Raw genomic sequence first — 22,136 nt, 5'->3', positions numbered from 1 at the left:
GCTACTCCTTGGTGACCATGCGGTCGACGCAGACGGCCACGGCGATCAGCATCGCCACGTCCGCGTCGTCCCTCTCGATGTCGATCGCGTAGGAGTCCCGCAGCGAGAACCAGCGGCGGGAGACCCGCGCGAGGCGCTCGCCGTCGTATTCGATGTCGAACTCCTTGCCGACGAGGTCGCCGCGGATCTCCAGCTCCTCCCCGGAGGCGAGGTCGGCGCGGTAGACCTCGTGCAGCAGGGCGTGCTTCTTGCGGACGGTGACCAGGACGTCGCCGTCGCGCTCGATGGTCATCGCGTCCCGCAGCGAGACCAGCTTCTTGTGGATGACGGCGACCACCGCGCCCGAGGGGTCCTGGAGCTCCAGGGTCTCCCTGACCCTGAGGACCTTGCCGTCGACGTAGAAGGCCTGCCGGCCGTCCTCGTCCTCGATCCAGTAGTCGTCGCCGATGGCGAACATCTTCTCCTGCACCACGTATTTCATAGGGGAATGCCTACCCCCGGTGATGCTGTTGGATGGACACATGACTGCACGTGCACGCGTCCGGGCGCCCGAACTGGTGGGCAAGGGCGGCTGGCTCAATACGGGCGAGGCCACTCCCACCCTCGCCGACCTGCGCGGATCCATCGTGATCCTGGATTTCTGGACCTTCTGCTGCGTGAACTGCCTGCATGTTCTCGACGAGCTGCGGGAGCTGGAGGAGCGCCATCGTGACACTGTGGTGATCGTCGGTGTGCACTCCCCGAAGTTCGTGCACGAGGCGGAGCACCAGGCGGTGGTGGACGCCGTCGAGCGCTACGAGGTGCACCACCCGGTGCTCGACGACCCTGAGCTGGCGACCTGGCGGCAGTACGCGGTCCGGGCCTGGCCGACGCTGGTGGTCATCGACCCGGAGGGCTACGTGGTCGCGCAGCACGCCGGCGAGGGCCATGCCCACGCGCTGGAGCAGCTGGTGACGGACCTGGAGGTCGAGCACGGGGCGAAGGGCACCCTGCGGCGCGGCGAGGGCGTGTACGTGCCGCCGGAGCCGGTCGCGACCGATCTGCGCTTCCCCGGCAAGATGCTGGCGCTGCCCGGCTCGGGACACTACCTGGTGTCGGACTCGACGCGGCATGCCCTGGTGGAGCTGGCCGCCGACGGCGAGAGCGTCGTGCGCCGGATCGGCACCGGTGAGCGCGGCTTCGCCGACGGGGACGCGGCGACCGCGCGCTTCAGCGAGCCGCAGGGCCTGGCGATGCTGCCCGACGGCAGCGTGATCGTGGCGGACACCGTCAACCACGCGCTGCGGCGCCTCGACCTGGACAGCGGCCGGGTCACGACGGTGGCCGGCACCGGCTGCCAGTGGTGGCAGGGCTCGCCGACCGGCGGTGAGGCGCGCGAGGTGGACCTGTCCTCGCCGTGGGACGTGGCCTGGTTCGAGGACCGGGTGTGGATCGCGATGGCCGGTGTGCACCAGCTGTGGGCGTACGACCCGGCGACCGGCCGTGTCGAGGTCGCCGCGGGCACCACCAACGAGGGCCTGGTCGACGGCCGCGCCGCCGACGCCTGGTTCGCGCAGCCTTCGGGGCTGGCGGCGGCGGGGGACCGGCTGTGGGTCGCGGACTCCGAGACGTCGGCGCTGCGCTGGGTGGAGCGGGCCACCGACGGCGAGGGGTACGTCGTCCGTACGGCCGTCGGCACCGGCCTGTTCGACTTCGGCCACCGCGACGGCCCGGCCGGGCAGGCGCTGCTCCAGCACCCGCTCGGCGTCACGGGACTGCCGGACGGCTCGGTCGCGGTCAGCGACACGTACAACAACGCGCTGCGCCGCTACGACCCGGCGAGCGGCGAGGTCAGCACGCTGGCGACCGATCTGCGCGAGCCGTCGGACGCCGCCGTGGTGGACGGCGACATCGTGGTCGTGGAGTCGGCGCGGCACCAGCTGACCCGGATGCGCCTGCCGGAGGAGGCGGTGCGCGTGGAGGCCGTCGCCCACCGCACGCAGCGGGCCGCCACCGATGTGGCGCCCGGTGCCTTCCGCCTCGACGTGGTCTTCTCGGCGCCCGCCGGCCAGAAGCTGGACGAGCGCTACGGCCCGTCGACCCGGCTGCTGGTCAGCTCGACCCCGCCGGACCTGCTCGCGGACGGCGCCGGCAAGGGCACGGACCTCTTCCGTGACCTGGTGCTCGACCCGTCCGTGAGCGAGGGCGTCCTGCATGTCTCGGCCATGGCGGCGTCCTGCGACGACGACCCGGCCAACGAATACCCGGCCTGCCATGTGCACCAGCAGGACTGGGGTGTCCCGGTCCGGCTGTCCGACACCGGGGAGAGCCGGCTCGCGCTGGTCCTGGCAGGGATGGACGCGCCTTCCGCCCGGTAGTGACCGCCGGTGCTCAGTAGCGCCGGTCGGTGTAGTAGCGCTCCTCGACCACGGGCGGCACGTCGCCGTCCGCGGTCGGGGGGATCCTGCGCCGCTTGAAGATGCTCACATAGGCGGCCATACCGATCACGCCGACGGCCATCATGATCAGGCCGAGCAGGTCCATGTTGACACCCTTGGCGTGCCAGTCCGTCGCGAAGGTGATGATCGCACCGACGGCGATCAGGATGATGCACCCTCCGATACCCACGATGTCCGCCTCCAGAGGGGGGAGTTGAGTGGTACTCACCCACCGCCTACCCCGCGTCGAGCGCTGAAACGTCCGCCCCGTGGCGGTAGTCGGTGGGCGCGGCGCCGTAGGCGGCGCGGAAGGCGCGGGTGAAGGTGGCGTGGTCCTTGAAGCCCCAGCGGGCGGCGATGATGTGCACGGGCGTGGCCGCCAGCGCCGGGTCGCCGAGGTCGCGCAGGGCGCAGCGGAGCCGCTGGGCGCGGATGAAGGCGGCCACCGTGGTGCCCTCGGTCCTGAAGAGCCGGTGCAGGTGGCTGGGCGAGATGTAGTGCGCGGCGGCGATGCAGCCGGGGGTCAGGTCGGGGTCGTGCAGGTTCTTGCGGACGAAGGCCTTCACGCTGAGCAGCAGGGCCCGGTGCCGGGTCTCCGGCTGGAGGGCGGTGTCCGCCTCCACGACGTTGGCGAACATCGCGGTGACCAGGTCGCAGAGGACCCCGCCCAGGCGGTAGGCGTCCGCGGGGCCGTAGGCACCGCTGTCGTTCGTCACCTGCGTGACGAACTGCGCGAGCAGCGCGCCTATCCCCTCCCGCCCCGATATCGGGCGCCCGATCGCCAGCCGGGCCCTGTCCCAGGGCAGGCCGAGCCGCGCCTTGGGCACCTCGATGCCGATCGACGTGATCGGTTCCGTGCCTGTCGCGATCTCGTAGGGCACCGAGGTGTCGTTGGTGAAGATGTCGTACGTGTCGTACTCGGCCTCCGTCCTGTCCCAGGTCACCACCGCGTCGCCGCGGACGACGAGGGAGAGGTGGCAGTGCTCGGGGTCGGACTGCCGGATCAGCCTCGGGGTCCGCAGGAAGACCAGCGGCTGGTAGGTGGCCGGCCAGAGCGTCACCTCGCCGAGCGTGATGAGCCGCAGGTGCGCCTGGTAGTCGGCCGCGTAGGCGCTGGTGAGGTGCATGGGCGAGTTGGTCCGGCTCATCACCGCCTCCCAGGCGTCGAATCTCTCCGACGCCGGCAGGTCGTCACTGCGGAAAATCGTCTCGCTGAGCATCTCGCCCACTCCGGGGATTCGGCTGTCTACACGGTCATACGGTCAGGAAGGCGGTCAGCGCGGCCGCCAGGTATGCCGGGTCGTCGGCTCCGCACAGCTCGCGGGCGGAGTGCATGGACAGGATCGGCACACCGATGTCGACCGTCTTGATGCCGTGGCGGGCCGCGGTGATGGGCCCGATCGTCGTGCCGCAGGGCATCGCGTTGTTGGACACGAAGTGCTGGAAGGGTACGCCCGCGGTCTCGCACGCCGCCGCGAAGACGGCGCGGCCGACGCCGTCGGTGGAGTAGCGCTGGTTGACGTTGGTCTTGAGGATGGGGCCGCCGTTGGCACGGGGGTGGTGCGTCGGGTCGTGCTTCTCGGCGTAGTTGGGGTGCACCGCGTGGCCGACGTCGGAGGAGACGTGGACGGTGCCGGCCAGTGCCCGCAGCCGGTCCTCGTAGGTGCCGCCGCGGGCGTGGACCGTGCGCTTCAGCACGTTGCCGAGCAGCGGCCCCTGCGCGCCGGTGTCGGACCCGCTGCCGTTCTCCTCGTGGTCGAAGGCGGCGAGCACCGGGATGAAGTCGAGGCCGCCGGCCCCGACGGCGGCCAGCAGCGCGGCCGTGCAGGCGTGCACGGACAGCTGGTTGTCCAGCCGCGGGCAGGCGAGCAGTTCGCGGTCGCGGCCCAGATACGCGGGGGGCTGCACGTCGTAGGCCATGAGGTCCCAGCCCGCGACGTCGTCGGCGTCCAGGTCCGCCTCGGCGGCGAGGAAGTCGATGAGGTCGCCGTCGTTCGCGTCGCCGAGGCCCCACAGCGGCTGGAGGTGCCGCTGGCGGTCGAGGTTGAGCCCGTTGTCGTTGACGCCGCGGTCGAGGTGGACGGCGAGCTGGGCGACCCGCAGCAGCGGGCGGCCGACGTCGACCAGGGCGGTGGAGCCGTCGCGCAGCGACAGCCGGCCGGCCAGGCCCAGGTCGCGGTCGAGCCAGCTGTTGAGCAGCGGGCCGCCGTAGATTTCGACCGCGACCTGCCGCCAGCCGGCCGACCCCATGTCGGGGCGCGGCTTGACCCGAAGGTTCGGCGAGTCGGTGTGGGCGCCGACCACCCGGAAGGGCGTCTCGGGGGGTGCGCCCTCGGGGACGTACCAGGCGATGACGGCGCCGCCGCGCAGGACGTACCGCCCGCCGGCCTCCGCGTCCCAGGGGTCGGTCTCGGCGACCCGGCGGAAACCGGCCTTCTCCAGCCGGGCCGCGACGGTGGCGACCACGTGGTACGGGGACGGTGCCGCCTGGACGAACGCGGCGAGGTCGTCGGTGTGGGTGCGGTCGAAAGTGCGCGGAGGCTTGCTCATACCGGCCAGCATAGAAAACGCCGGGTGCCGCCACCTCGTCGGTGGCGGCACCCGGCACGAACCGGACGCGAACCGGGCACGAACCCCGCACGAACCCGGCACAGGACCTGCGTCAGAAGGCCTCTTCCGGCAGGTCCATCAGGTCGAGCGTGACGGCCTCGGCCATCGCGCGCTGCACCCCGACGCCCGGCAGGATGTTCGTCGCGAAGAACTTCGCGGCGGCGACCTTGCCGGTGTAGAAGGCGGTGTCCTTCTGCGACGCGGACGGCAGCTTGTCCAGCGCCACCCCGGCGCCCCGCAGCAGCAGGTAGGCGACCACGACGTCACCCGAGGCCAGCAGCAGCCGGGTGGTGTTCAGGCCGACCTTGTAGATCGAGCGGACGTCCTGCTCGGTGGCCGCCAGGTCGGTCAGCATGGTGCCGACGATGGCCTCCAGGTCGGCGGCGGCCTTCGCGAGCTGGTCGCGCGCGTCGGCCAGCTCCGCCCCGCCGGTGGCCTCGGCGAGGAACTTCTTGATCTCCTCGCTCAGCGCGGTCAGGGCCTGCCCCTGGTCGCGGACGATCTTCCGGAAGAAGTAGTCCTGGCCCTGGATCGCGGTGGTGCCCTCGTAGAGGGTGTCGATCTTGGCGTCCCTGATGTACTGCTCGACCGGGTATTCCTGCAGGTAGCCGGAGCCGCCGTAGGTCTGCAGCGACTGGGCGAGCTGCTCGTAGGACTTCTCCGAGCCGTAGCCCTTGACGATCGGCAGCAGCAGGTCGTTCAGCCCGTTCAGCTGCTTGGCGTCGGCGCCGGTGGCCTCGGCGACCTGGATCGCGTCCTGGACGGAGGCGGTGTAGAGGACCAGCGCGCGCATGCCCTCGGCGTACGCCTTCTGCGTCATCAGCGAGCGGCGCACGTCGGGGTGGTGGGTGATCGTCACCTTGGGCGCGGCCTTGTCCATGAACTGCGCCAGGTCGGGGCCCTGGACCCGCTCCTTGGCATATTCCAGCGCGTTCAGATACCCGGTCGACAGCGTCGCTATGGCCTTCGTGCCGACCATCATGCGGGCGAACTCGATGATCCGGAACATCTGCCGGATGCCGTCGTGCTTGTCGCCGATCAGCCAGCCCTTGGCGGGGTGCCGGTCGCCGAAGGTCATCTCGCAGGTGTTGGAGGCCTTCAGGCCCATCTTGTGCTCGACATTGGTGGCGTAGACGCCGTTGCGCGCCCCCAACTCGCCGGTCTCCGGGTCGAACTCGTACTTCGGCACCATGAAGAGCGACAGGCCCTTGGTGCCCGGTCCCGCGCCCTCGGGGCGGGCCAGCACGTAGTGGATGATGTTCTCGGACATGTCGTGCTCGCCCGAGGTGATGAAGCGCTTGACGCCCTCGATGTGCCAGCTGCCGTCGTCCTGCCTGACGGCCTTCGTGCGGCCCGCGCCGACGTCGGAGCCCGCGTCGGGCTCGGTGAGGACCATGGTGGAGCCCCACTGCTTCTCGACCGCGAGCGCGGCGATCTTCTTCTGCTGCTCGGTGCCCTCGTCGTAGAGGATGCCGGCGAAGGCCGGGCCCGACGAATACATCCAGATCGCCGGGTTCGAGCCGAGCACCAGCTCGGCGTACGACCAGATCAGGGAGCGGGGCGCGGTGGTGCCGCCGATCTCCTCGGGCAGGCCGAGCCGCCAGTACTCGGCGTCCATGAAGGCCGCGTAGCTCTTCTTGAACGTGTCGGGTATCGGCGCGGTGTTGGTGTCGGGGTCGAAGACCGGCGGATTGCGGTCGGTGTCGGCGAAGGACTCGGCCAGCTCGTTCTCCGCCAGCCGGGTCAGCTCGGCCAGCACGTCCCTGGCCGTGTCGGCGTCCATGTCGGCGAACGGACCCGTGCCGTAGAGCTGGTCGCGGCCGAGCACCTCGAAGAGGTTGAACTCGATGTCGCGGAGGTTCGACTTGTAGTGGCCCATGACGACGGCTCCGTATCGCTGCTGCAGTCACTCTTGAAATGACACGAGATTTGTATCCACATGATGCTACCCGTCAGTAATAAGAAGCAACCCCCGACGGGCGGATGTGACGGGTTCCTCGTCCCCGGGCGGCCGGTTCGCGACCGTTCCCCCGTGGGTCCCGCCCGTCACCGTTACGCTAGGGCCCGTGTACGGCTACGACCAGAGCGTGAATCCCGGCCAAGGCGCGGCCCCCGGCGGACCTGCGCCCATGTCCGGCTACCCCGAGCCCTCGCCGCCGTCCCTCGCCGACGCCGTACGCGCCTTCACCACCGGCTCGCTGTCGGCCGAGGACTTCCAGGCGATCTTCGCCACCTCCAAGGTCTACTGCCCGCGCGGCGAGAATCCCGGCTTCCTGGCGCTGCACGACACGCAGCAGCCGGTGATCCCGATGTTCAGCTCGCTCAAGGAGCTGCGGCGCTACGCCGGCAAGGAGTCGAAGTACTTCGTGATCACCGGCGCCGAGGTGCTCGACCTGCTGCCGACCGGCTACGGCTTCGTGCTCGACATCGACGGCCAGCACCGGATGGTCTTCGACGCGAAGGCGGTCGAGCAGATGGTCGATTTCACGATGCGCCGGATGTACGGCTAGGTCCCTCTTCGCCTCCCCATGGTGGGTGAGGGAATGGTCACGCGTTGCTAGATGTTCAGACTTCAACTACATTGGAATCGGAACATCCCCCAAGGAGGCCCCCCATGCCCGCCGTGACCGTAGAGAACCCGCTGACCCTGCCGCGCGTCACCGCACCCGCCGACGGCCGTCCCCGTCAGGCGCTCGCCGTCAGCACCGCGCCCAGCGGGCTCGAAGGGGAGGGCTTCCCGGTCCGCCGCGCCTTCGCCGGCATCGACTACCGCCAGCTCGACCCGTTCATCATGATGGACCAGATGGGCGAGGTGGACTACGCCGCCGGCGAGCCCAAGGGCACCCCCTGGCACCCGCACCGCGGCTTCGAGACCGTCACCTACATCATGGACGGCACCTTCATCCACCAGGACTCGCACGGCGGTGGCGGCACCATCACCAACGGCGACACCCAGTGGATGACCGCCGGGTCCGGTCTGCTGCACATCGAGACCCCGCCGGAGTCGCTCGTCCTCAGCGGCGGCCTCTTCCACGGCCTCCAGCTGTGGGTGAACCTCCCGAAGGCCGACAAGATGATGGCCCCGAAGTACCAGGACATCAGGGCGGGCGGCCTGAAGCTGCTCACCTCCGCGGACGGCGGCGCCCTCATCCGGCTCATCGCCGGCGACATCGGCGGCCACACGGGCCCCGGCTCCACCCACACGCCGATCACCATGACCCACGTGTCCCTCAACGCCGGCGCCTCGGTCACCCTCCCCTGGCGCCCCGACTTCAACGCCCTCGCCTACGGCCTGGCCGGCACCGGCTTCGCCGGCCCCCAGTCGCGCCCCTTCGCCATGGGCCAGTCGGTCGTCTTCGGCCCCGGCGACACGCTGACCGTGCGCGCCGCCGAGACCCAGGACTCCCGCTCGGCGAACTTCGAGTTCGTCCTGCTCGGCGGGCTCCCCATCCGCGAGCCGATGATGCAGTACGGCCCGTTCGTGATGAACACCCACGCCGAGCTGGCGCAGGCCTTCGACGACTTCCAGGCCGGCCGCCTCGGCACGATCCCGGCGGACTCGCCCTACGGGCGGTGAGTCTCCGAGGGCTCGGCCTTCCCGGCTGAGCTTCCCGAGCTCGGGGTGAGCTTTTCGCGGTACGACGGCCAGGCGGCTCCTACGCCTGGCCGTTCCGCTGCTGCCGCCGCACCTCTTCGATCGCTGCGAGGACCTCGGCCGCCTTGTCGGGGTCGCCGCTCTCGCGGAAGAGTTCGGCGGCGGCGGCGAAGGCCGCGGCGGTCTCGTCGTACCGGTGCAGCCTCCACAGGGAGTAGGCGAGATTGCCCATGGCTTGGGCCTCGCCGTAGCGGTCGTCGGCCTGACGGGAGATTTCCAGGTCCTCGCTGTGGGCGGCGACGGCTTCGTCGTAGCGGCCGACGGCGCGCAGGACGAGGCCGAGGTTGTTGAGGGCCTGGCCCTCGCCGTAGCGGTCGCCGGTTTGGCGGCAGATTTCCAGGTCCTGGTCGTGGGCGGCGATGGCTTCGTCGTAGCGGCCGACGGCGCGCAGGACGAGGCCGAGGTTGTTGAGGGCCTGGCCTTCTCCTTGGCGGTCGCCCGTCTCCCGGTGGATCTCGGCGGCCGCGTCGAGGGCGGTGATGGCCTCGTCGTAACGCTCGGCACGGCGCAGGGCCAAGCCGAGGTTGTTCAGCGTGCCGCCCTCGCTGCGGCGGTTGCCGGTTTGGCGGCAGATTTCCAGGTTCTGGTTGTGGGCGGCGATGGCTTCGTCGTATCTGTGCAGCTCTTCCAGCGCGAGGCCGAGGCTGTTCAGCGCGCGACCCTCGTTGGGGCGGTCGCCGGTCTGGTGGAAGAACTCCGCCGCTTGGGCGGAAAGGACGGCCCAGTCGTCGAAGTGCCGGCGGAAGTCGAAGTATCTGGCCAGGGCGAAGATCAGATCGGTGTACGCGGCATGGCCGGCGGGTGCGGAGGTGGCCGCCGCGGTGAGGTTGGTCCGCTCGGCGTCGAACCAGGCAAGGGCCTGTCGGCGGTCGGCGAAGACCTCGGAGGCGGCCTCGCTGCTCGAAAGGGCCAGGTGCCGGTTGGCGGACCGCGCCGTCGCCAGGTAGTAGTCCAGCAGGCGGCCGACCGCCGCCTCCCGGTCGTCGTCGGCGGCACGGCGCCGGCCGTGCTCGTCGGCGTGCAGCCGCAGCAGGTCGTGCATGCGCCAGCGGCCCCAGACGGGGGCGGGCTCGATGAGGTGGGCGGCCGCCAGGTCGGAGAGCAGGTGCTCCGTGGTGGCCTCGTCGCCGTCGCCCGCCAGGTGGTGGGCGGCGGTGGTGGAGATGTCGGGGCCGGAATTGAGCGGCAGCAGGCGGAAGAGGCGCTGCTGGGCGGGCGTCAGGTGGTGGTAGGACAGGTCGAACGCGCCGCGGACCGCCCGGTCGGCGCGGCTGAGGTGGTCGAGCCGGGAGTGCCCGGCGCGCAGCGCGTCGGCGAGCGAGGCGACCGGGCGGCGCGGGGTGTCGACCAGCAGCGCGGCGGTGATCCGCAGGGCCAGCGGCAGCCCCCCGCACAGGCGGGCCAGGTCCAGGGTGGCGCCCGGGTCGTCGGCGGTGCGGGTGTCGGCCGGGCCGAGTGCCTGGTGCAGCTCCTGGCGGATGAGGTCGGCCGAGGCCTCGGGGTCGAGCACGTCGAGGCTGTGGACCCGGGCGCCCAGCGCGAGGGTGTTGCGCGAGGTGACCAGGGCGGGCGTGACGCCGTCGCCCGGCAGCAGCGGCAGCACCTGCTCCTCGCTGCCCGCGTTGTCGATGACCAGCAGCGTCCGCTCGCCCCGGCTGGTGCGGGCGTTCAGGGCCGAGCGCAGCAGCGCGGACCGGGCGTGGACCCCCGGCGGGATGTCGCCGGCGGGTGTGCCCAGGGTGCGGAGGAAACCGTCGAGCGCGTCGGCGGCGCTGACCCGCCGGGCGGGGTCGGGGTCGTAGCCGTTGAGGTCGGTGAAGAGCGCGCCGCCCGGGAACCAGTCCGGTTCCAGCAGCGCGCGCTCGGCGGTCTGGAGGGCCAGTTCGGTCTTGCCGACCCCGCCCATCCCCGCCACGGCCTGCAACAGCACGGGCCGCTGCCCGCCGCTGCCGGGGGCGAGCAGCCCGAGCAGCGCCCGTACGTCCTCCTCGCGGCCGGTGAAGGTACGCGACCGCGGCGGCAGGCCTGCCAGAGCCTCGGCGGGCTCGTCGGATAACGAGCGGTCCTCGCCCTTGGCGGCCAGCAGGAGGCGGCGCAGCGTGGTGAAGGTCCGGTGCTCGGCCGTCGTCGCCTTGAGGATGGTCGAGTGGTCGCCGGGCAGCGCGGCCGCGTCCGGGAAGACGCTCTGCGCGGACGCGGGGCGTACGACGCCGTCGCTCTCCCCGGCGTAGACCGAGAAGGGGATCGGGCAGGTGCGGTCGGTGACCGAGGTGGCGTTCACCGCGTCCCGCAGCACCGTGCGCAGGGTGTGCGTCACCTGCTCGTTCAGCGGCCGCAGCTGGATCTCCTGCGGATGGCCGGACCCGAGCACGGTGCGGCGCAGCGAAAGGAACAGCTCCGAGCCGTTGTTGGGGCAGGCCAGCATGACCACCCGCCGGACGCGGGCCAGTTCGCGCCCCCGCCCGTCGCCGAGCATCCGCGCGAGGCAGCGCTGCACGACCAGCCCGCCCTGGCTGTGCGACACCAGCACCAGGTGCTCGTACCCGCCCGCCTCGGTGGCCAGGTATTCCCTGAGGCTGTCCGCGGCGGTGTCGATGCCGGGGAAGACCCGCAGCGGATGCACCCGCTTCAGCCCGGTCGCGTACGAGAAGGCCAGCGTCCGGGCGAAGCCCAGCTCCTTGTCGGCGGCGATCAGCTTCCGCAGCGGATCCCACACCTTCGGCCCGGACCTGATCCCGTGCACCAGCACCACACCCAGCCGGCCCTCGCCCACCTGGCCACCCCCTGCCCCGATCCCGCGAAGCCCCACGCTAAGCCCCCCGGCCCACCCTTCGCGCGAACTCCCGCAAACCGCCCTCTCCCGGCCGGGCGGGGGCGTGCGCGGGGCTCAGCGCAGCGCGTCTCGACCCGGGGGCTGCGAAGCCGCCGACCCAGGCCGGCGCGATGTGCCTGCCCGTGACCGGAGCGCGGGGAGAGGCTCACCGATCACCCGGTAGCGGGGAGGGCATGCTTCCGCGATCTCGCGGCGGCGGCCTAGAGCAGGTGGTCGGCCTTGCCGGACTTGATGTCGGTGATCAACGTGCGGAGCGCTTCGCGGGAGTCGGTGAGGTAGTGGTCTTCTTGGCCTGCGACGGCGATGTAGGCGTTGCCGTCCGCGTCCGTGCCGATGCGGAAGCATGAGCTGCCTTCCGCGCAGAAGGGGGCTTCCCAGGTGATGTCGGACATCGGGGCTCCTCAGGGTTGGTGCGCGATCTCGTGCATGAGGTCGCGGGAGCGGCGCGGCCGCGGTGTGGGACGCACTTCGCGCGCCGCGGGCTAGAGCAGGTGGTCGGCCTTGCCGGACTTGATCTCGGTGATCAGGGTGCGGAGCGCTTCGCGGGAGTCGGTGAGGTAGTGGTCCTCCTGGCCCGCGACGGCTATGTACGCGTTGCCGTCCGCGTCTGTACCGATGCGGAAGCATGAGCTGCCTTCCCCGCAGAAGGGGGCTTCCCACGTGATGTCGGACATCGGGGCTCCTCAGAGTTCGCGCGTGATCTCGCGGATGGCGTCGCGGGAACGCTCCGGCGACAAGGACAACTCTTCCAACAGGTCGAGTTGGGCTCGGTATTTCGCGAGTTGCGCCTCGGCGTGCAAGAAGACCGGACCGTGGGAGCTGTCCACCTGCACTGTATCGAGCTGGGGGACGGGGCCTTCCGCGTAGACGACGGTATGCCCCGCGCCGGGGAAGGCCCCCTGGGAGAAGGGGAGGACGAGCACCGTGACGTTGGCGCGCTCGGAGACCGCGAGCAGGTAGTCCAGTTGGGCGCGGGCCACCTCGGGTCCGCCGAACTGCATACGCAGCGCCGCTTCGTGGATCACGGCGAGGTACGGGACCGCCTCGTCGCCGGTGACCACCTGCTGGCGTTCCGACCTGTGGGCCAGGCGGAGGGCGACCTCGTGCTCGGGGAGTCGGGGGACGACGGCTCGGAAGATGGCCATGGCGTTCTCCGGTGTCTGGAGCACGCCCGGCACGTGGACGGTGTTGGCACCGCGCAACCGTACGGCGCTTGCCTCCGCCTCCGAGATGTCGAGGAACCCCTGGGGCAGGCTGCCCCTGTACCGCTCCCACCAACCAGGTTCCTTTGGCTCGGCCATCTCCGCCAGGGCGTTGACGTAAGCCTCGTCCGTGCAGTCGCAGTTGAAGGCCAACGTGCGCAGCCGCTCGGCGCTGATCGCTCGCACGCCCGACTCCATGTTGGAGATGCGGCTCCGGTCGACACCCAGCAGCCCGGCCGCGTACTCCGCGGACATCCCCGCAGCGGTACGGATTTTGCGCAGCTCGCTTGCCAGGCGCTTCTGTCGCTCGGTGAGGACTGTTCTCGCGGCCATGCCGCTCCTTCCCGCTGCGTTTCGCTGGCGTGCCGCTACGAGCATAGGCACTCGCGCGAGGCCATTCTGACGATACGGATGGCAAATATGGCACCACCCCTCTACGGTAGTACCAGCGCACTACGCACCGCGACGCCGGAAGCGCACCGCGTGAGCCTGCCCTTCTGTCCTGGGAAGGGTGGGCTCGCGACCAGGGCGGCATGCCACCGGCGGGGCGTATGAAACCACCACCTCCGTAAGGGAGTTCCGCCATGCCCGAGATCCCCGTCGTGCCCGCCCTCTGGCGGTTTCCCGCGCACCCCGAGTCCGTGAGGCGGGCGCGGCACGCGGTCGTGGAGGCGTTGCCGTACGGGCTGCCGGCCCAACTGCACGCAGAGCTGGGGCTGATCACCAGCGAGCTGGTCACCAACGCCATCCGGCACGGCGCGTGCGCCGACGCGGACGAGGTGGTCGAGCTCGTGCTGTGGCCCACCGACGGGCACTACTGGCTGGCGGTCTCCGACCCGGGGACGGGCGAGCCCGTGGCGCACCGCGGCCCGCGGCCCGACGCGGAGTCGGGACGCGGGCTGCTGCTCGTGGACGCGCTCGCCGACGCCTGGGCGGTCGTACCGCGGTCCTGGCGCGGGAAGTCGGTCGTGGCCGGGCTGGCGCTCCCGGCGGCGGGCCTGGCGGCGGGCCCGGCGTGACGTGCCGGGACCGCCGCCGCCACCCGCCGTCAGGCGAACGTGCTGGTCACGTTCTGCGCGGTGTGCCGCACCGCGTTGGCCACCTGGCTGTTGCCGAGGCCCTTGTACAGGTCGAGTTCGCCCGTCGCGGCGCCCAGCAGGTCGTTCTTGCCGTCGCCGGAGAAGTCGCCCAGTGCCACCAGCTGCTTGAACTTGTTCCAGCCGCCGGAGCCGATCATGGAGCGGGCGCCGACGATGCCGCCCTTGCCGGTGCCCGGGTAGAACCACAGGTGCCCGGCGGTGTCGCGCGCCGCCAGGTCGGCCTTGCCGTCGCCGTTGAGGTCGCCGGGCGCGAGCAGGGTGTTCATCGCCGTCCACCCCGCGCCGGTCTTCACCCGGCCGACGAAGGTGCCGTTCCCCTTGCCGGCGTAGAACCACTCCGCGCCGGCGGTGTCGGTGGCGACGAGGTCGTCCTTGCCGTCGCCGTTGAGGTCACCGGTCGCGACGATCTGCCGCATCACGTTCCAGCCGCCGCCGACCTGGACGCGCTTGCCGAACCCGTCCCACCCGTCGTTGTCGTAGTGGCCCTCCGGATTCCCGGGGTAGAGCCACAGCACCCCGGCGCTGTCCCGGGCCAGCAGGTCCTCCATACCGTCGCCGGTGAAGTCGCCGTGCCGGGTCAGGGCGGTCATCGCGTTCCAGCCGCCACCGATGCGCGTGCCCGTGCCGTCCCCCCGCAGCAGGAACATCGTCCCGCCGGGGGCGACCTGCAGGACGTCGGCCTGCCCGTTGCCGTCGAGGTCGCCGAACGCCTGCGCGGGCCGGGCCGGGATCGTGCCCCAGTTCTTCCACGGCGTGTACGCGGGGCCGTTGATGCAGTCGGCCTGGCTGTTGGACAGCCTCACCGACCGCACGTTGTTGTTCCACTTGGTCGGGCCGTCGAGAAAGCTCAGGTTGAAGGGGGTGAGAGGCCCCACCCCCACCATGTCGGCGCCCTGGTAGTCCGGGTCGGTGAACAGGCAGACGTACGGGAAAGACGTGTTGTCGGCCATCGAGGACGCGTGCCGGTCCATGCCCCCCAGGGCCGGGGTGCTGCCCGAATACGTCGTCATCGTGCCGGAGCCCCCTGTGCCGTCGAAGAAGCACAGCTTCCCCTTCGGGCAGCGGTCGTAGCCGGTCGCGGCCTGGGCCGGAGCCATGAATGTGGTGATCAAGCCCAGTGCCGCGGACGCGACCAGGCCGACGCGGATGGACATCCGCATGAAAAGCCCCCCCAAATACGAGCTTCATGAGCGCACTTGCGCCAGGTCAACCTAGCGCCAGGCCTGTCGGCGGCAGTAACGGGTTCCCCGTCAGGCGCTGCGGCGGCGGCGGTTGACCGTGAAGACCAGGAAGGCGCCTGTCGCGGCGAGCAGTCCCGCGAGTCCGGCGAGCAGGCCGGTGTGCGACGAGCCGGTGTGCGCGAGCTGGGTGTCCGGCGTGGAGCTGCCGGACGTGGCGCCCTGGGAGCCGGACGTCTTCACGGCGGCGGAGGGCGCCGGCGCGGGCGCGGACGCGGGTGCCGAGGAGGGCGCCGACGTGGGCGTGGAAGTCGGCTTCGCCGCCGACGTGAGGTGGAGGGTGGTCTGGGCGTTCGTGCCGGAGAGCGCGTCGCCCAGGATCAGCTGCGCGTAGACGCTCACATCGCGCGGGCCGGCCGGCTGCCCTTCGAGCGTGAAGCGCAGCGGGAAGCTGTGCGTCTGCCGGTAGGCGAAGCCCGCGGGGATCTCGGGGAGCATCCAGAGGGAGCCGTCTTCGACAGTCGTGGCCGGGACCCACTTTCCGCCGCTGCGGTACTGCAGCTTCAGGCCGGGCACGGCCGAGTCCAGGTAGATCCTGGTCCTCAGCGGGCTGGTGAACTTGCCGCCCGCTCCGTTGCTGAGCGTCAGGGTCGTCTCCCCGGGCTTGCGGGGCGTGACGGTGGCCGCGTGGTCGAACTTCTCGGTGACGTGGCCGTCGGGGAGCGCGGGCCCGATGTCGAAGTGGACCTGGGCCGAGCTGATCTCGACGTCGAGGCCGTCGTCGTTGCCGGGGAAGTCCGCTGCGGCGCCGACGGTGATCTTCCAGCTGTAGTCGGCGCCGGCGGGGATCTGGAAGCTGCTGGTCAACCGGTTCCCGCCGTGGGGGAAGAACGCGGCGATCAGGCCCGGCATCTGACCCTCCACGGCCAGGTCGGTGGCGGGTGCGCTGACGGGGGTGACCTCGGTGTGGATCTGGCCGACCTCTATCGGGCTCGGCCCGCTGCCGTTCGGCCACACGAGGGCGTTGCCGGCGAACGGCTGCGTGGTGCCGGTGGTGTTGGTGACGGTCAGGACGAAGCTGTTCGTGCCGCTTCCGCGGTTCATGGCGTGGTGCGTGACGTCGCTGACCGCGACCGTCAGCGGCGCCCCCGGGCTGTCGGCGTGGGCGGCGGGAGCGAGGAGCGCCCCGCCCAGAGCCACGGTGGTGGCGATGCCGAGGAGACGGGAGATCCGCTTGCCGCTGTTACGGGTACTGGACATGTGGTGTGCCTCTTTCGCTGTTCCGGTGGGCCGTGGTGCTTGAATGACTGGAGCTTGTGGGGGGATCCGTCCCAACGGCCAGGCATGGCCGCCGGTTTGGGACGATGGGATGGCGAAATCGCCCCTGACCAGGGGGGATACGATTCCCCTGGGACGCGGAACGGGACGCCGGGGGATGGGGATGGGGGAGCGAGTGTCGGGTACAGGGGAGGGCGCGGCGGCCGAGGAATTCGCGCGGCTGCTGCGCGAGCTCAAGGACCGCTCGGGCCTGAGCTACGGGGCACTGGCCAAGCGGCTGCACATGAGCACGTCGACGCTGCACCGCTACGGCCAGGGCGCCTCGATTCCGGGCGAGTACGCGCCGGTGGAGCGCCTGGCTCGGTTGTGCAGGGCGACACCGCGGGAACTCGTCGAATTGCACCGGCGCTGGGTCCTCGCGGACGAGGAGCGCCGGCTCAAGGCGGACCACGCGGCGGCGGTACGTGCCGGGACGGCCGACCCGGACGAGGCTCCCGCGGAAGCGGCCGTGGCGGAGGAGACGCCCCGGGAGGCGGAAGGCCCGGCCGAGTCCGTATCGGCGCGGAGCGCCGCGCCATCACCCGGACGCGGCGAGGACGAGGAAGACGACCCGGACGAGCCGGTCGTCGTCCACGTGCCGCGGCGGCCGGCGCCGCCGCGCCGCAGGCGCACCGCGCTGACGGCCTCCGCCGCGGCGGCCGCCGTCCTGGTCACCGCGGTGCTCGTCGCACACCCGTTGTGGGGTGGCGGCGGGAAGGACGCCCGGAGCCTGAAGGCGGCCGCGGGCGTCGCGAGCAGCGGCCCGACCGGCGCCAAGGAGCCGACCGCCTCCGCTTCCACCGAATCCGCGTCCGCGCCTTCGTCAGCGCCTCCGTCCGCGCCGGCGTCAGCGTCCGCCTCGCGGAGCAGCGGACCCGCGCACCACGCGCCAGCCGGGTCCGCCACCTCCAGCGGGACCCTTCCCGCCCCGCTCACCGTGAGCGTCCGCCCCTACACCTACGACGACCCGTGCACGCACTTCCTCGTCGACAAGGCACCCGCGCACGTGGGCGTCGCGCCGGAGCCGCAGGACGCCGCGCAGTGGGCCGCCACATACGGCGCCGTCGCCTCGCGCGACCAGCGGGTCGCCCTCACCGTCCAGGGCACGGGTGCGGACACCGTCGTCCTGGAGGCGCTGCACGCCGACGTCGTCACCAAGGGCGCCCCGCTCGCCTGGAACGACTACTCGATGTCCGGCTGCGGCGGCAATGTCGACACCAAGTCCTTCGACGTCGACCTGGACAGCGGCAGCCCCGCGGTCACCGTCAAGAACGGCCAGCGCGCCTTCCCCTACAAGGTGAGCGAGTCCGACCCCGAGGTCTTCTACGTCACCGCCCACACCGCCGCGCACGACGTCCGCTGGAACCTCACCCTGGAGTGGTCCAGTGGCAGCCGCCACGGCACCATCCGCATCGACGACGACGGCAGCTCCTTCCGGACCAGCGCCAGTGTCGGCCGGCCCCGCTACGAGTGCGGTCCGGGCGGCCCCTGGAAGAAGGTCACGGGCTGACAGGTCCGGGCCCCGAGGGCGCCCGTGACGTCTCGTACAGCTCGAACCACGCCGACTTGCCGTCGCCGCGCGGGCGGCCACCGCCATCCCGCTGACGCCGGGCTTGCGCGCCGGCAGTATCCTGCGCTGGATGCCGTCGGTCAGCTCCCGCTCCGACTCGTGCAGACCCGCCCGGGACAGGGCCTGGCCGAGCAGCCGGGCCACCGTGGTGAGCACCGAGCGCTCGTCGGGGGTGGAGGCGACGGGCTCACGGAAGGCCGCCAGCCAGGCGCCGATCGTGGTCCCGGCCACGGTCAGCGGCAGATACGCCCACGACACCCGCCCGTAGGGCTTGACCACCGGCCAGGCCGCCGGGAAGCGCTGGGCGTACTCCTCCGGCGAGGTCACGTAGACCGCGCGGCCGGTGCGGGCCACCACCGCGCACCTCGTGCAGGGCGCCGCTGATCAACCGCCCGCGCGGCGCCACCCGGACCCGCAGCGTACGCAGCACCGCACCGTCGTCGCCGACCACCCTGACCAGGGACTCCGCGACCGCGCCCTCCGCTGCCAGAGGCCTGAGCCCAGCGCGGCGAGGACGTCCTCGGAGTGCATTGCCCCAGTTTATGGGGTCTTGGATGCTATGGGCTCATGTGCCCACCCCGTGCATGCCGCGTATACGCGGATGAGGAGGCGCCCCCGGCGCCGGTAGGCTGTGCGGGACCCCACCCTCGCGACGACCTGACGACTTGGACGAGACCACGATGCACCGGTACCGGTCACACACCTGCGGAGAGCTGCGCGCCACCGACGTCGACACCGACGTCCGCCTGTCCGGCTGGCTGCACAATCGCCGTGACCTGGGCGGCATCCTCTTCGTCGACCTGCGCGACCACTACGGCTTCACCCAGCTGGTGGTGCGCCCGGGATCGCCCGTCTACGACGAGCTGAGCAGCCAGTCCAAGGAGTCCGTGGTCCGTGTCGACGGCCGGGTCCTGGCCCGTTCGGCGGAGAACGTCAACCCCGAACTGCCGACCGGCGGCATCGAGGTCGACGTGACCTCGCTGGAGGTGCTCGGCGCCGCCGACCCGCTGCCCTTCCCGGTCTTCCCCGAGGACAGCGCCAACGAGGAGATGCGGCTCACCAACCGCTTCCTGGACCTGCGCCGCCAGCGCATGCACCGCAACATCATGCTGCGCACCCAGGTCATCTCCTTCCTGCGCCGCGAGATGACCGCGCTGGGCTTCAACGAGATGGCCACCCCGATCCTGTCGGCCACCTCCCCCGAGGGCGCCCGCGACTTCCTGGTGCCCTCCCGGGTGCACGCCGGCCGCTTCTACGCGCTCCCGCAGGCCCCGCAGCAGTTCAAGCAGCTGCTGATGATCTCCGGCTTCGACCGCTACTTCCAGATCGCGCCCTGCTTCCGCGACGAGGACTCGCGCGCCGACCGCTCGCCCGGCGAGTTCTACCAGCTCGACGTCGAGATGAGCTTCGTCGAGCAGGAGGACGTCTTCGGCGTCATCGAGAAGGTGATGACCGACCTGTTCACCGAGCTGGGCGGCGGCCGCACCGTCACCTCGCCCTTCCCGCGCATCCCCTTCCGCACGTCGATGCTCAAGTACGGCAACGACAAGCCGGACCTGCGCACCGCGCTCGAACTGGTCGACGTCTCCGACATCTTCGCCGGCTCCGGCTTCAAGGCCTTCGCCGGCAAGCACGTACGCGCCCTCGCGGTGCCCGGCACCGCCGAGCAGCCGCGCAAGTTCTTCGACCAGCTCGGCGAATACGCCGTCTCGCTCGGCGCGCAGGGCCTGGCCTGGGTCCGGGTCGGCGAGGAGAACGCGCTGACCGGGCCGATCGCCAAATTCCTCACCGAGGACGACGTGGCCGCGCTCGTCACCGCGGTCGGCGCCGAGCCCGGCACCGCGATCTTCTTCGGCGCCGGCGACTTCGACGACGTCTCGAAGATCATGGGCCCCGTCCGCGTCGAGGCCGCCAAGCGTGCCGGGCACTACGACGAGGGCGTCTTCCGCTTCTGCTGGATCGTCGACTTCCCGATGTTCGAGCGCAACGAGGACACCGGGGCGGTCGAGTTCTCGCACAACCCGTTCTCGATGCCGCAGGGCGGCCTCGAAGCGCTGGAGACGAAGGACCCACTGGACATCCTCGCCTGGCAGTACGACATCGTCTGCAACGGCATCGAGCTGTCCTCCGGCGCGATCCGCAACCACGAGCCGGCCGTGATGTACAAGGCGTTCGAGATCGCGGGCTACTCCCGCGAGACCGTCGAGGCGGAGTTCGGCGGCATGCTGCGCGCCTTCCACTTCGGCGCGCCCCCCCACGGCGGCATCGCGCCGGGCGTCGACCGCATGGTCATGCTGCTCGCGGACGAGCCGAACATCCGCGAGACCATTGCGTTCCCGCTCAACCAGCACGCGCAGGACCTTCTGATGGGTGCGCCGTCGGAGGTCACGGAGACCCGCCTCCGCGAGCTGCACATCCAGCTCCGCCGGAAGTAACCCCCGGCGCCCCCGGGCCCCTTTGCGCCAGGGGGCGCCCCCTAGGGGCGCGGGGAACGGCGCGGTCGGCCGTCGACGGGCTGCACGTCGCCACCGGCCGTGAGGGGCTGATCGGTCCGCCCCGGACCACCGGCCGGTGGTGGGCTGAGCGCGCAGTTCCCCGCGCCCCTGGGGTGGTGGCGGTCCGTCGCCACGTGACGCGCCCACGCGGCGCCAGCCGCAGATCAGATGCAGCCCCGCGCCCCTGGGGTGGTGGCGGTCCGTCGCCACGTGACGCGCCCACGCGGCGCCAGCCGCAGATCAGATGCAGCCCCGCGCCCCTGAAGGGCACCCCCCTGCGCAGAGGGGACGTCTTCCAGGCAACCGGGCCGGAGGCCCAGGGCGTTTATGTGGTGTGGGGAGGATATTCCGTGGGCGAGGGCGGGTTCGAGCAGTTCGTTGCGGCGCGGGGGCAACGGCTGCTGCGTGTGGCGTGGCTGCTCACGGGGGACGCGCACCTCGCAGAGGACCTGTTGCAGACCGTGCTGGCCAAGGTGTGGCCGAAGTGGCACCGGATCGCCGAGGAGAACCCGGAGGCGTACGTACGCCGAGCGTTGGTGCACACGCATGCCTCGTGGTGGCGGCGGCGGTGGCGGGGGGAGGTGCCGCACGGGGATGTGCCGGACCGGGCGCTCGCGGAGGACGCGTACGCCGGGGTGGACCTGGAGCAGGCGCTCGCCGCCGCGGTGCGGGCGTTGCCGCTGCGGCAGCGGGCCGTGGTGGTGCTGCGGTACTTCGAGGATCTGAGCGTGACCGAGACCGCGGAGGCGCTGGGGTGTTCGGAGGGCACGGTGAAGAGCCAGGCGGCCAAGGCGTTGCGGACGCTGCGCGGGCGGCTGCCGGCCGCGGTGACGGCGGACGGCGGTGAGTCGCGTGACTGAGGAGGACGAGCTGCGGGTGCTGCTGGAGCGGGCGGTGCCCCAGCCGCCCGCCCCCGCGCAGCGGCTTGAGCGGATCCGCGAGCGGGTCAGGCGGCGCCGGCGGCGTACGGCCGCGGTCACCGGGGGCGCGGTGCTCGCGGTGGCGGCGGGCCTGCTGACCGCGCCCGGACTGCTGCGTCCGGACGGCGGCGGGGCGGCTCCCGCGGTGGTGGCGACCAGCGGCCCCGCCGTGGTGCGGACGACGCCGGCCGCGCACGGCCCGACGACGTACGGTCCGGGCACGACGTCACCATCGGACGACGGCTACCGGCCCTCCGGCATGGACGGGCTGCGGCTGCGGCCGCCGCCGGGCTGGCGGATACTCCAGGACCCGGCCACGAGCAGCGTTTTCCTCTCGTCGCAGACACTGGTGCTGCCCCAGGGCGGTTGCGCGCACGCCCTGGACGGCTTCTGCACCCCGCTGGCCCGCGTATTGGCCAAGGACGGGGTGCTGGTGATGTTCAACCTCCGGCAGAACAAGGTCCAGGTGGATGATTTCCACAGCTTGGACCTGCCGCTCGCCGACGTGGCGCCGTACACGTCCTGCCGTACGGTCAACGGCACCCGGCAGATGGGGCGGACGATGACCGGCTCGGCGGCGACGGGCACGCTGGTGTGGGCGACGGCCTGCCTGGCGCACCCCTCGGCCGCCCAACTGGCGCGGGTCACCGACCTGCTGGCGTCCGCGGACTTCGGATGAGCGGTCCGGCGGCGATCGGCCGGCGGGGCGCGGTGCTCGGGCTGGCCGCGGCGCTGGCCGCCGCGTGCACCCCGGCCACGGGCGCCCGGCGGTCGCGGCTGCCGGAGGAGGGGCCGCTGCGCCCGGTGCCGTTCGACGAATCGGCGGCACACGGGCGCGC

19 protein-coding genes and 1 pseudogene are annotated in these 22,136 nt (G+C 71.6%); 8 read left to right on the top strand and 12 right to left on the bottom strand.

The window, feature by feature from the left end; all coding sequences use genetic code 11:
* Position 1: 1 nt before the first annotated feature.
* Positions 2-481 carry an LURP-one-related family protein gene (locus tag OG900_19730; protein ID WUH92119.1) on the bottom strand — a complete coding sequence of 160 codons (480 nt, stop codon included), beginning with the start codon at positions 479-481 and terminating at the stop codon, positions 2-4.
* A 40-nt stretch (positions 482-521) separates the two neighbouring features.
* Between OG900_19730 and OG900_19725 the strand changes: the two genes are divergently transcribed.
* Positions 522-2,357: a thioredoxin-like domain-containing protein gene (locus tag OG900_19725; protein ID WUH92118.1), complete on the top strand. Its 1,836-nt coding sequence runs from the start codon at positions 522-524 to the stop codon at positions 2,355-2,357.
* 13 nt (positions 2,358-2,370) lie between these two features.
* Here the strand turns inward: OG900_19725 and OG900_19720 are convergent, their stop codons facing one another.
* From OG900_19720 to OG900_19705, 4 genes are all read right to left on the bottom strand, one after another.
* Entirely contained in the window at positions 2,371-2,607 is a 237-nt protein-coding gene (locus tag OG900_19720; protein ID WUH92117.1) for a hypothetical protein, read from the bottom strand.
* Between the two features lie 46 nt (positions 2,608-2,653).
* Complete coding sequence (locus OG900_19715) at positions 2,654-3,637, bottom strand: helix-turn-helix domain-containing protein (GenBank protein ID WUH92116.1); 984 nt, start codon at positions 3,635-3,637, stop codon at positions 2,654-2,656.
* A 34-nt stretch (positions 3,638-3,671) separates the two neighbouring features.
* Positions 3,672-4,967, bottom strand: coding sequence for a M18 family aminopeptidase (locus OG900_19710; protein ID WUH92115.1), 1,296 nt, complete (start codon positions 4,965-4,967; stop codon positions 3,672-3,674).
* Between the two features lie 112 nt (positions 4,968-5,079).
* Positions 5,080-6,906, bottom strand: coding sequence for an acyl-CoA dehydrogenase (locus OG900_19705; protein WUH92114.1), 1,827 nt, complete (start codon positions 6,904-6,906; stop codon positions 5,080-5,082).
* Between the two features lie 250 nt (positions 6,907-7,156).
* On the opposite strand from OG900_19705, the gene OG900_19700 reads away from it, so the two are divergent.
* Together OG900_19700 and OG900_19695 are read left to right on the top strand one after the other, a co-directional pair.
* Positions 7,157-7,537 carry an SseB family protein gene (locus OG900_19700; protein WUH95841.1) on the top strand — a complete coding sequence of 127 codons (381 nt, stop codon included), beginning with the start codon at positions 7,157-7,159 and terminating at the stop codon, positions 7,535-7,537.
* Between the two features lie 104 nt (positions 7,538-7,641).
* Positions 7,642-8,604 (top strand): pirin family protein, encoded by a 963-nt coding sequence (locus OG900_19695; protein ID WUH92113.1) that lies wholly within the window; start codon positions 7,642-7,644, stop codon positions 8,602-8,604.
* Between the two features lie 79 nt (positions 8,605-8,683).
* Here the strand turns inward: OG900_19695 and OG900_19690 are convergent, their stop codons facing one another.
* The 4 genes from OG900_19690 to OG900_19675 form a co-directional block, all read right to left on the bottom strand.
* Positions 8,684-11,455 (bottom strand): tetratricopeptide repeat protein, encoded by a 2,772-nt coding sequence (locus OG900_19690; GenBank protein WUH92112.1) that lies wholly within the window; start codon positions 11,453-11,455, stop codon positions 8,684-8,686.
* Between the two features lie 260 nt (positions 11,456-11,715).
* Positions 11,716-11,907, bottom strand: coding sequence for a hypothetical protein (locus OG900_19685; GenBank protein ID WUH92111.1), 192 nt, complete (start codon positions 11,905-11,907; stop codon positions 11,716-11,718).
* Between the two features lie 90 nt (positions 11,908-11,997).
* The gene (locus OG900_19680; protein WUH92110.1) at positions 11,998-12,189 is read right to left on the bottom strand and encodes a hypothetical protein; all 192 of its coding nucleotides are present in this window, start codon (positions 12,187-12,189) and stop codon (positions 11,998-12,000) included.
* A gap of 9 nt (positions 12,190-12,198) precedes the next feature.
* Positions 12,199-13,050, bottom strand: a complete 852-nt coding sequence (locus OG900_19675) for a helix-turn-helix transcriptional regulator (GenBank protein WUH92109.1) — start codon at positions 13,048-13,050, stop codon at positions 12,199-12,201.
* Between the two features lie 251 nt (positions 13,051-13,301).
* Between OG900_19675 and OG900_19670 the strand changes: the two genes are divergently transcribed.
* Positions 13,302-13,736, top strand: coding sequence for an ATP-binding protein (locus OG900_19670; GenBank protein WUH92108.1), 435 nt, complete (start codon positions 13,302-13,304; stop codon positions 13,734-13,736).
* Between the two features lie 29 nt (positions 13,737-13,765).
* Here OG900_19670 and OG900_19665 read toward each other — a convergent pair whose 3' ends face one another.
* Both OG900_19665 and OG900_19660 read right to left on the bottom strand, forming a co-directional pair.
* Positions 13,766-14,977 (bottom strand): FG-GAP-like repeat-containing protein, encoded by a 1,212-nt coding sequence (locus OG900_19665; protein ID WUH92107.1) that lies wholly within the window; start codon positions 14,975-14,977, stop codon positions 13,766-13,768.
* Positions 14,978-15,067: 90 nt separating this feature from the next.
* Positions 15,068-16,255 (bottom strand): hypothetical protein, encoded by a 1,188-nt coding sequence (locus OG900_19660; GenBank protein ID WUH92106.1) that lies wholly within the window; start codon positions 16,253-16,255, stop codon positions 15,068-15,070.
* A 181-nt stretch (positions 16,256-16,436) separates the two neighbouring features.
* Between OG900_19660 and OG900_19655 the strand changes: the two genes are divergently transcribed.
* On the top strand, positions 16,437-17,822 hold the full coding sequence (locus OG900_19655) for a helix-turn-helix domain-containing protein (GenBank protein ID WUH92105.1): 1,386 nt from the start codon (positions 16,437-16,439) through the stop codon (positions 17,820-17,822).
* Between the two features lie 69 nt (positions 17,823-17,891).
* On the opposite strand, the pseudogene OG900_19650 reads toward OG900_19655, so the two are convergent.
* Positions 17,892-18,242, bottom strand: a pseudogene (locus OG900_19650) (GAF domain-containing protein).
* A gap of 320 nt (positions 18,243-18,562) precedes the next feature.
* Between OG900_19650 and aspS the strand changes: the two are divergent.
* The 3 genes from aspS to OG900_19635 all read left to right on the top strand — a co-directional run bounded on the left by aspS (position 18,563) and on the right by OG900_19635 (position 21,976).
* Positions 18,563-20,317, top strand: a complete 1,755-nt coding sequence (gene aspS, locus OG900_19645; GenBank protein WUH95840.1) for an aspartate--tRNA ligase — start codon at positions 18,563-18,565, stop codon at positions 20,315-20,317.
* A 410-nt stretch (positions 20,318-20,727) separates the two neighbouring features.
* The gene (locus OG900_19640) at positions 20,728-21,237 is read left to right on the top strand and encodes a SigE family RNA polymerase sigma factor (GenBank protein ID WUH92104.1); all 510 of its coding nucleotides are present in this window, start codon (positions 20,728-20,730) and stop codon (positions 21,235-21,237) included.
* Positions 21,230-21,976, top strand: coding sequence for a hypothetical protein (locus tag OG900_19635; GenBank protein ID WUH92103.1), 747 nt, complete (start codon positions 21,230-21,232; stop codon positions 21,974-21,976). The genes OG900_19640 and OG900_19635 overlap by 8 nt, the downstream gene beginning before the upstream one ends.
* The last annotated feature ends 160 nt before the right edge of the window (positions 21,977-22,136 follow it).

The organism is Streptomyces sp. NBC_00433, from assembly GCA_036015235.1.
Taxonomy (GTDB): domain Bacteria; phylum Actinomycetota; class Actinomycetes; order Streptomycetales; family Streptomycetaceae; genus Actinacidiphila.
Note: the sequence above shows the minus strand (reverse complement) of the source record. Positions and strands in the feature narration are given on the sequence as shown.

Coding starts and splice junctions, on each gene's coding strand:
- OG900_19675 (WUH92109.1), bottom strand. CDS start 13,050: ATGGCCGCGAGAACAGTCCTCACCGAGCGACAGAAGCGCCTGGCAAGC.
- OG900_19725 (WUH92118.1), top strand. CDS start 522: ATGACTGCACGTGCACGCGTCCGGGCGCCCGAACTGGTGGGCAAGGGC.
- OG900_19660 (WUH92106.1), bottom strand. CDS start 16,255: ATGTCCAGTACCCGTAACAGCGGCAAGCGGATCTCCCGTCTCCTCGGC.
- OG900_19730 (WUH92119.1), bottom strand. CDS start 481: ATGAAATACGTGGTGCAGGAGAAGATGTTCGCCATCGGCGACGACTAC.
- OG900_19710 (WUH92115.1), bottom strand. CDS start 4,967: ATGAGCAAGCCTCCGCGCACTTTCGACCGCACCCACACCGACGACCTC.
- OG900_19670 (WUH92108.1), top strand. CDS start 13,302: ATGCCCGAGATCCCCGTCGTGCCCGCCCTCTGGCGGTTTCCCGCGCAC.
- OG900_19685 (WUH92111.1), bottom strand. CDS start 11,907: ATGTCCGACATCACCTGGGAAGCCCCCTTCTGCGCGGAAGGCAGCTCA.
- OG900_19665 (WUH92107.1), bottom strand. CDS start 14,977: ATGCGGATGTCCATCCGCGTCGGCCTGGTCGCGTCCGCGGCACTGGGC.
- OG900_19715 (WUH92116.1), bottom strand. CDS start 3,637: ATGCTCAGCGAGACGATTTTCCGCAGTGACGACCTGCCGGCGTCGGAG.
- OG900_19680 (WUH92110.1), bottom strand. CDS start 12,189: ATGTCCGACATCACGTGGGAAGCCCCCTTCTGCGGGGAAGGCAGCTCA.
- OG900_19695 (WUH92113.1), top strand. CDS start 7,642: ATGCCCGCCGTGACCGTAGAGAACCCGCTGACCCTGCCGCGCGTCACC.
- OG900_19705 (WUH92114.1), bottom strand. CDS start 6,906: ATGGGCCACTACAAGTCGAACCTCCGCGACATCGAGTTCAACCTCTTC.
- aspS (WUH95840.1), top strand. CDS start 18,563: ATGCACCGGTACCGGTCACACACCTGCGGAGAGCTGCGCGCCACCGAC.
- OG900_19655 (WUH92105.1), top strand. CDS start 16,437: ATGGGGGAGCGAGTGTCGGGTACAGGGGAGGGCGCGGCGGCCGAGGAA.
- OG900_19700 (WUH95841.1), top strand. CDS start 7,157: ATGTCCGGCTACCCCGAGCCCTCGCCGCCGTCCCTCGCCGACGCCGTA.